Genomic DNA, 8,574 nt, shown 5'->3' on the forward strand with positions numbered 1-8,574 from the left:
CCCCACCCCGCCCCACCACTCCACCCACCATATATTGCAAAACACCCCCAATCATATGTTCGAAAACACAATATGTTGTGTTTACAGCAACGGCGGGATGCCACCTGTGGCACCCCGCCTTTCAACCTCAACCTTCAAGTTGACCTTGAGGCGATTTTTACGTCCCTTTACACGCCGTTCACATCGCCCCCAAACTCCCCCACCCACGGTACACACGGCCCACCGCCGCATCGGTGTCTAGCGAAAAATGGGACGGGCCCCAGATTGCCCATGCGCGCAAAAGTGCGTCTCGGCAATCTGGGGCCCGTCCCCTTTAGTATTTATAAATATGCAGGTCAGCGAGGTGCTAGCGATGTGCTAGCGGATGCGCCGCCAGATAGACCTCGGTCAGTTGCGTTCGGTCGACATGCGTGTAGACCTGCGTGGTCGAAATATCGGCATGGCCCAAAATCTCCTGCAGCACACGCAGGTCGGCACCGCCCGCGAGCATGTGGGTGGCAAAGGAGTGGCGCAAGGTATGGGGATGGAGCCCCACCAGCCCCACCTGACGCCCATACCGCTCGCATATCGCATGCACGGCCTGGCGCGACAGGCGACGTCCGTTCTTATTTAAAAAGACCGCCGAGGTCTCGGTTCCGCGGGCATGGGCCGCCAAGCGAGAACGTCCCTCAGTTACATAGAGCGTCAGAGCTCGCGCCGCGCTTCCCACCAGTGGGGACAGGCGTTCCTTTGAGCCCTTACCGCGAACGAGTACAAAGCCATCGTCAATATGGATATCGCCCACATCGAGCCCAACCAGCTCACTCACACGCAAACCGCATCCGTAGAGCACTTCCAAGATGGCATGGTCGCGCAGTCCCATCTCGCCCTCGGGAAAGTCTTGATCGAGCAGCGCCGAGACATCCTCCACCGATAGATACTCCGGCAAACGCTCAGCCTTTTTAGGCAGGCGCAACGCCGCCGTCGGGTTTTGGGCCACGGCCCCATCGCGCACCAAAAAGGCATGCAGGCCCTTCACGGCAGCAAGCGCGCGCTCCACCGAGGCGTCGGAATAGCCTCCGCCGCGGCGATCGGCGACAAAGCCCTCCACGACCTGACGGGTCACCTCTTCAAAAGACACAATACCCGCCCGCTCCAGATAGGCGCAGTACGTCGTCAGGTCACGACGATAGGCCACAATCGTGTTGCGCGCCAAGCCCCGCTCGACCGCGAGGTAATCGAGATACTCCCCCGCCGCCACGGCGAGCGACGAGGGAGTAGCTTCGGTATGTTCCTTATTCGCCGGCACCCTTAGTCCGTAGCGAGGTTCATGGGCGTCACCTGCAGACGGTCGACACCCTCGTGCTGGCCGATCGAAGCGCGCACGAACTCTCGGAACAGCGGCTGCGGATTAGTCGGACGGCTCTTGAACTCGGGGTGAGCCTGGGTTGCCACATACCACGGATGCACGTCGCGCGGCAGCTCGACCATCTCGACCAGGCGCTCGTCGGGCGAGAGGCCAGAGATAACCAAGCCGGCATCCTCGAGCTGGTCGCGGAAGGCGTTGTTGAACTCAAAGCGGTGACGGTGACGCTCGTAGACGAGTTCCTCGCCATATGCCTCGCGAGCAAGGGTATCGGCGGCGAGCTTGCACGGATAGGCGCCCAGGCGCATGGTGCCGCCCTTCTCGGTCACGTCCTCCTGCGAGCTCATCAGATCGATGACGCTAAACGGGCCGTCCGGATCGAACTCAGAGGAGCTGGCGCCGGCAAGGCCGACGACGTTGCGGGCGAACTCGCACACGGCGACCTGCATACCCAGGCAAATGCCCAGATACGGAATCTTGTGCTCACGGGCAAACTCGGCCGCGAGGATCTTGCCCTCCAGGGCGCGCTTGCCAAAGCCGCCGGGGACCAGGATGCCCGAGGCGTCGCCCAGAACCTCAGAGACATTCTGCTCGTCGAGGCTCTCGCCGTCGACCAGCTGGACGTCCACATGGCGATCGTAGAAGACGCCCGCATGGTGCAGGGCCTCGATAACCGACAGGTACGCATCGGGCAGCTGCGTGTACTTACCCACAACGTCAATCTTAACCTTATCGGCGTGATGGTTGGCATGGTTCTGCTTACGCAGGAACTCATTCCACTCGCTCATGTCGCGCTCACGCGGGTCCAGGCCCAGGCGCTCGCAAATACGCAGGTCAAAGTCCTGCTCGGCAAGCAGCTGCGGCACGTCGTAGATGCTCGCGCAGTCCTCATTGGTAAAGACGCAATCGGTGTCGACGTCGCAGAAGCTTGCGATCTTTCCGCGGATAGCGTCATCGATATGGTGGTCGGAGCGCAGCACGATGATATCGGGCTGGATGCCAAAGCTGCGGAGCTCCTTGACGGAATGCTGCGTGGGCTTGGTCTTGACCTCGTGGGCGGCGGCAATATAGGGAACGAGCGACACGTGGATGTAGCAGACGTTCTCGGAGCCGGCCTCCTTGCGGTACTGACGGATGGCCTCGACAAACGGTTGGGACTCGATGTCGCCGATCGTGCCGCCCAGCTCGGTGATGACTACATCGGAGCCGGTCTGCTCCTCGATGCGGCGAAACTTGTCCTTAATGGCATTGGTGACGTGAGGAATCACCTGCACGGTACCGCCCAAAAAGTCGCCGCGACGCTCGCGGGCGATTAGGCTTTTGTAGATGGCACCGGTCGTAAAGTTGGAATCGCGGGTCAGGTTCTCATCAATAAAGCGCTCGTAATGACCCAGGTCCAGGTCGGACTCGTAACCATCCTCGGTTACAAAGACCTCACCATGCTGGAACGGGCTCATGGTACCGGGGTCGACGTTCAGATACGGGTCGGCCTTCTGCATCGTTACTTTGTAGCCACGCGACTTGAGCAGACGGCCCAGCGAGGCCGCGGTGATACCCTTGCCCAGGGACGAAACCACGCCACCGGTTACGAACACATGCTTGGTCATATTGAGTTACCTGCGCTTCCCGTAGAAGTTGTTTATCCACATCTTACGGGTCTTCATTGTAATACTCGCGCCGCGGACCGTCCGCAATTTTTCTCGCGTGCGATTGCATTTCTCAATCTTGAAACAAAACGCCGCCCGGTTTCCCAGGCGGCGTCGCTATGGCAAGGGTTACATGCTGCTATCGATCAGCAACCTCGTCCTCAAGCATTTCTTGAACGAGCATGCCGGTACGGACGCCCTCAAGATACCACTCGCCACGTTCGGTGAGGCAAATGCCATTTGCAAGCTGACCGCCGTCGTCGCTATAACGCGAGACGACATCAATCATGCCTTCGGAATCCAAGCGATCGATTGCGGCGCGGGCACGATACGGCGAAACCCCCACGCGCTCGGCAAGCGTTTTGCGCGAGAAACCATACGGCCCGCCATTGTCTTCGGTTTGCTGGTCGATCTCCATCAACACCAGCACCTCGACACGCTTCATATCGTTGACACTCGCACGACCCTTGCCCGCCATAGCAGCCTCCTCAAACCGAGCACGAGCATCTAACGCGCCGTGCGCGACCGACACACCTCACGATGACAGGTAATATCCATCATGCGGCATCCCGCTAAGGATGAAACAGTTACGGTTATTGTATACCGCTCAAATTGTTTCTAGGCAGGTAAACGGCTATTTTTCGCCGAAATAGGCACTTTATTGATCAAAAAGCCGTACCGGGCGCTAACCCGATACGGCCAAACTGCAATGCAATTACCGCGGTGCTTCAAACTTAGCGATGGAAGAAACCGCGGCGCTCAAACTTGGGCTCGCAGCACACGTTGATACCCAGTTTGCGCAGTACCGTCTCGTCCGTCGGCGAGATGATCACGCTAAAGAAGGCATCGCAACCGCGCAACTGCTCCAGGCCCGAAAGGACGCGAGCGGCCGTCTCACTCGTGGCCGAGGTGATCGACAGCGCCATAAGCGTCTCGTCGGTGTGGAGGCGCGGGTTTTTGCTACCCAGGAAATGCGTCTTGAGCTTGCTGATGGGCTCGATCGCCTCATCGCTAATGACCTCGAGCTCAAGGTCGACGCCCGAGACATGCTTGAGGGCGTTCATAATGAGCGAACTTGCGGCGCCCAGGCGCGTGGAGGTCTTACCGGTCACCACGGAGCCATCGGGCATGACCATGGCACCCACGGGACCACCCGTCAGCTGTTCCCTGGTGAGGGCCGCCGAGCGTGCCGGTGAGTAGTTCTTATCGATGCCGGCTTTCTTCATAATAATCTTGAGACGGTCGACTTGCTCATCGCCCACGCCGGTACGGCGCACATTTTCGACCGCGGTAAAGTAGCGGCGAACGATCTCCATCTTGGAAGCGTCGCGGCAGGCATCGTCATCGGTGATGGCAAAGCCGACCATATTGACGCCCATGTCCGTGGGGCTCTGGTAGGGGCTCTTGCCCAGGATCTTTTCCATCAGAGCACGGACCACCGGGAAGGCCTCGACGTCGCGGTTGTAGTTGACCGTGGTCTTGTTGTAGGCCTCCAAGTGGAAGGAGTCGATGATATTGGCATCGTCGAGGTCGGCCGTGGCGGCCTCATAGGCGATGTTGACCGGATGCGTGAGGGGCAGATTCCAGACCGGGAACGTCTCGAACTTGGCGTAGCCGGCAGCGGTGCCGTGTTTGTGCTCGTGATAGAGCTGAGACAGGCAGGTGGCGAGCTTGCCCGAGCCAGGGCCGGGTGCCGTCACGACAACGAGCGGACGGGTGGTCTCGACAAACTCGTTCTTGCCATAGCCGTCGTCAGACACGATCAGGTCGACGTCGTGCGGATAGCCCTCGATGGGATAGTGCAGCTTGGCGGGAATGCCGAGCGCGTTCAGGCGATTGCGGAACACATCGGCGGCGGGCTGGCCGGCGTACTGGGTGATAACCACGGCCGCGACAGCAAAACCGTTGCCGCGGAACAGGTCGACCAGGCGCAAAACGTCCTCGTCATAGGTAATGCCAAGGTCGCCACGGGCCTTATTCTTCTCGATGTGGTTCGCGTTGATCGCGATGATGACCTCAACGTCATCGGCAATGCTCTTGAGCATGCGAAACTTGCTGTCCGGCTCAAAACCCGGCAGCACGCGGCTGGCATGATAGTCATCGAACAACTTGCCGCCAAACTCCAAATACAGCTTGCCGCCAAACTGCGAGATGCGCTCCTTAATGTGAGCAGCCTGCAGCTCGATATACTTCGCGTTGTCGAAACCCTGGCGCATGTATGGCTCCCGTCCCGTTTCGTAAATTAAGTTCCTACGCGATTATAACGGAGCCTGCCCTCCCCGATGCCCAGGCCATCAACAGGCACCAACCAAACACGCCATCGATAAGTTGCGGTGAAATAGCTCCTGTTTAACCCCTCAAGACGGCCAAACGGGAACTATTCCACCGCAACTTCCCCTTTTGGCGCAAAGTAACCTGACCCCTTTGCACCAACAGCAGAAACGTCGCGGGCAGAGAACGGACAGCGAACAGACACCAGAGCGAGCAAGCCGCCCCCTGCGCCAACAATGGCAGCGCCGCAGGTTGAGCATAAGTCAGCGAAAGCCCACCAGAGCGAGCAAGGTGACGTGAAAGAGGAGGGCATAGGCCTTTTGGCCATGCCCGACGATTGAACGTCAGATTGCCGCTCTGGCGGGCTTGCAGCGTCGAGTGGTTCCGGCGTTTGGTAAAACGCCGGAACACAAGAGCGCCCCCTCCCGCGCACGGAACGGGAGGGGGCCAAAGGTAGGAGTCTACCGGTGGGGTTACCCCACCGGACAGACGATGACCAGGTGATCCTTTACAGGATCGTCATGGTTTCCGTGGGGTACCCAAGGGGTACTTAGAGCATCACGCAAGCGATGGTCAGGATGACGGCGCAGACGACGGAGAGAGCGACGATGAGCTTAAGAGCAAACTTGAGCCAGGTCGTCCACTCGATCTTGGCCAGGGCAAGACCGCCCATGATGGCGCCAGAGGTCGGGGTGAACAGGTTCACGACACCGATAGCGGCGGAGAAGATCATGACCATGACCTCGGGCGAGAAGCCGAGCTTAACAGCCAGCGGTCCCATGATGGGCATGGAGACAGTAGCCATACCGGAGGTCGAGGGGATCAGGAAGGACAGGCCAAAGTAGACCAGGAAGCTCATGGGAGCGAAGATCACGCCGGACAGGCCAGCCAGAGCATTGGCGGCAGCGTCGAGGACGTAGACGTCGAGGCCGGTGCTAGCCATGAGGACGGAGATACCACGGGCAAGAGCGATGACGAGGACAACGGACATCATGTCGGCAGCGCCGGTGATGAAGGTGTTGACGATCTGCTTCTCGGACAGGCCACCGATGATACCGATCAGGACAGCCATGAGGAAGAACCAGGTGGAAGCCTCGTCGAAGTACCACTGGCCAATGGGCAGGCCGGTGATCAGGGCAGACCAGCCCTGAACGATGGCGTTACCGTCGGCGTCATAGACAGCGCCAGCATCGAAGAAGTTGGCGACGCCCTCGTTGAGATCGGCCAGCGGGATGAAGCCGACGATCATGACGACGAAGGTGAAGGCAAAGGCGATCAGAACACCCTTCTGACGACCGGTGAGCTTGACCTCCTTGTGAACCTCGGAAGCAGCCTTGCCGTGAGCCTCTTCGGCGTCCTTGAGCTCCTGCATCGAAAGGATGGTGGAACCCTTGTCAGCCTTGACCTTCTTGGCATAGCTCATGACGAAGAGGATGGACATAACAGTGGTAACAATCCACAGGACGGCACCGAGGCCGATGATGATGGACTGGTTGACCTCAATGTCAACGCCGGTCAGAGCGTCGACGGCAGCGCCGACGGCGAACGGGTTAACCGTGGAGCCCAGGCAGCCGCAGCCAGCGCCGAGCAGGACGGTGGCAGCACCGACCATAGGGTCGAAGCCAGCGGCCATCATGGTAGCGGCAAGCAGGGCGTAGAAGGGAACGGTCTCCTCGCACATACCATAGGTGGTACCACCGAGGGAGAAGATGAGCATCAGCACGGGAATGAGCATGATCTCATTGCCCTTAAGCTTCTGCACCAGAACGGCAATGCCGTTGTCCAGGGCGCCGGTCTCGGTCATCATGCCGAGGAAGCCGCCGAGGATCATAACGAAGAGGCAGACGGGCAGAGCGTCAGCGAAGCCCTTGACCGGGGCGGTGCAGAAATCGCTCAGGCGGGCAGCGGTAACCTCGCCACCGGACGTACCGGAGACGATAACGGTAACAACCGCGACGATTGCCAGCAGAGCAAGAAGAATGGTGAACGATGAAGGCATACCGCGCTTTTTCTTAGCGGTCTCAGTCATAGTTCTCATCCCCCCTTCATAAATCATTTACTGATCTCGCCCGAAGCGGCTCTTCCGTGCCGTGCATGTCGCTCAGTGCGAGATTTTTACCAGACAAAAGCGCTCGGGGTGCGCAGCAATGCACCCCGAGCGAGATGCTAGAAGCTCTTACTTGAGCGTAGCGTACATGACAGCTTTGATGGTGTGCATGCGGTTCTCGGCCTCGTCGAAGACCTTGGAAGCGGGGCTCTCGAAGACCTCGTCGGTGACCTCCTGCTCGGTGATGCCGAACTGCTCGCACTTCTCTGCGCCAATCGTGGTGTTGGTGTCGTGGAAGCTGGGCAGGCAGTGCAGGAAGATGGCACCCGGGTTGGCCATAGCCATGACCTCAGAGGTAACACGATACGGGGTGAGCTGAGCGATGCGCTCGGCCCAGACCTCGTCGGGCTCGCCCATGGAGACCCACACGTCGGTGTAGATGACGTCGGCACCGGTGACGCCGTCCTTGACGTCGGTGGTCAGCTTGATGGTGCAGCCGTTGGCCTCGGCGATGGGCTTGCAGGCCTCGATGACGTCGTCGGCGGGCATGCACTCCTCGGGGCCGCAGGCCACGAAGTTCATGCCGAGCTTGGAGCAGACGACCATGAGGGAGCGAGCAACGTTGTTCTTGCAGTCGCCCATGAAGACGAGAGTCTTGCCCTTGATGTCGTAGTTGAAGTTCTCCTGGACGGTCAGGATGTCGGCGAGCATCTGGGTGGGATGCCACTCAGTGGTCAGGCCGTTCCACACGGGCACGCCGGACTTAGCAGCGAGCTCCTCGACGTCGTCCTGGGCAAAGCCGCGGAACTCGATGCCGTCATACATGCGGCCGAGAACGCGGGCGGTGTCCTCGATGGACTCCTTCTTGCCCATCTGCGACGAACCCGGATCGAGGTAGGTGACGCCCATGCCCAGATCCATGCCGCCGACCTCGAAGGCGCAGCGGGTACGAGTGGAGGTCTTCTGGAAGAGCAGAACGATGTTCTTGCCCTCGAGATAGCGGTGCGGAACACCAGCGCGCTTCATGTCCTTGAAGTTCTTGGAGAGCTTGAGCAGGTACTCGATCTCCTCGGTGGTGAGGTCGAGAAGCTTGAGGAAGCTACGGCCGGAGAGGTTAACACCCATGGTTCGATTCCTTTCGAAGAAATGAATTACGTAAGTATTAGTGTTGCCCGTTTAACGGGCGAAGCCGGTGCGGTTGTAGGGGGACCGCACCGGAAACGGAAAGACTTAGAGGTCCTCGCGCCAGAAGGGCATGCTCATGC

6 protein-coding genes are annotated in these 8,574 nt (G+C 59.5%); all 6 read right to left on the reverse strand.

Annotated elements, in window-relative coordinates:
* Positions 1–346: 346 nt before the first annotated feature.
* Positions 347–1,288 carry a site-specific tyrosine recombinase XerD gene (gene xerD / locus DW913_RS08425; RefSeq protein WP_199407928.1) on the reverse strand — a complete coding sequence of 314 codons (942 nt, stop codon included), beginning with the start codon at positions 1,286–1,288 and terminating at the stop codon, positions 347–349.
* Positions 1,289–1,290: 2 nt separating this feature from the next.
* A complete protein-coding gene (locus tag DW913_RS08430; protein ID WP_117798220.1) occupies positions 1,291–2,952 on the reverse strand; it encodes a CTP synthase in 1,662 nt (553 codons plus the stop codon).
* A 178-nt stretch (positions 2,953–3,130) separates the two neighbouring features.
* Complete coding sequence (locus tag DW913_RS08435; RefSeq protein ID WP_040358312.1) at positions 3,131–3,469, reverse strand: hypothetical protein; 339 nt, start codon at positions 3,467–3,469, stop codon at positions 3,131–3,133.
* A gap of 256 nt (positions 3,470–3,725) precedes the next feature.
* Positions 3,726–5,207: a DUF1846 domain-containing protein gene (locus DW913_RS08440; RefSeq protein WP_006234276.1), complete on the reverse strand. Its 1,482-nt coding sequence runs from the start codon at positions 5,205–5,207 to the stop codon at positions 3,726–3,728.
* Positions 5,208–5,812: 605 nt separating this feature from the next.
* The gene (locus DW913_RS08445; protein WP_369832277.1) at positions 5,813–7,300 is read right to left on the reverse strand and encodes a YfcC family protein; all 1,488 of its coding nucleotides are present in this window, start codon (positions 7,298–7,300) and stop codon (positions 5,813–5,815) included.
* Between the two features lie 138 nt (positions 7,301–7,438).
* Positions 7,439–8,434, reverse strand: a complete 996-nt coding sequence (argF, locus tag DW913_RS08450; RefSeq protein ID WP_006234279.1) for an ornithine carbamoyltransferase — start codon at positions 8,432–8,434, stop codon at positions 7,439–7,441.
* Between the last annotated feature and the right edge of the window lie 140 nt (positions 8,435–8,574).

The organism is Collinsella sp. AM42-18AC (genome assembly GCF_003467965.1).
Taxonomy (GTDB): domain Bacteria; phylum Actinomycetota; class Coriobacteriia; order Coriobacteriales; family Coriobacteriaceae; genus Collinsella.

Excerpts from the sequence above, each read along its gene's own strand:
- DW913_RS08430 (WP_117798220.1), bottom strand. The coding sequence starts at position 2,952 with ATGACCAAGCATGTGTTCGTAACCGGTGGCGTGGTTTCGTCCCTGGGC.
- DW913_RS08435 (WP_040358312.1), bottom strand. The coding sequence starts at position 3,469 with ATGGCGGGCAAGGGTCGTGCGAGTGTCAACGATATGAAGCGTGTCGAG.
- DW913_RS08440 (WP_006234276.1), bottom strand. The coding sequence starts at position 5,207 with ATGCGCCAGGGTTTCGACAACGCGAAGTATATCGAGCTGCAGGCTGCT.
- DW913_RS08445 (WP_369832277.1), bottom strand. The coding sequence starts at position 7,300 with ATGAGAACTATGACTGAGACCGCTAAGAAAAAGCGCGGTATGCCTTCA.
- argF (WP_006234279.1), bottom strand. The coding sequence starts at position 8,434 with ATGGGTGTTAACCTCTCCGGCCGTAGCTTCCTCAAGCTTCTCGACCTC.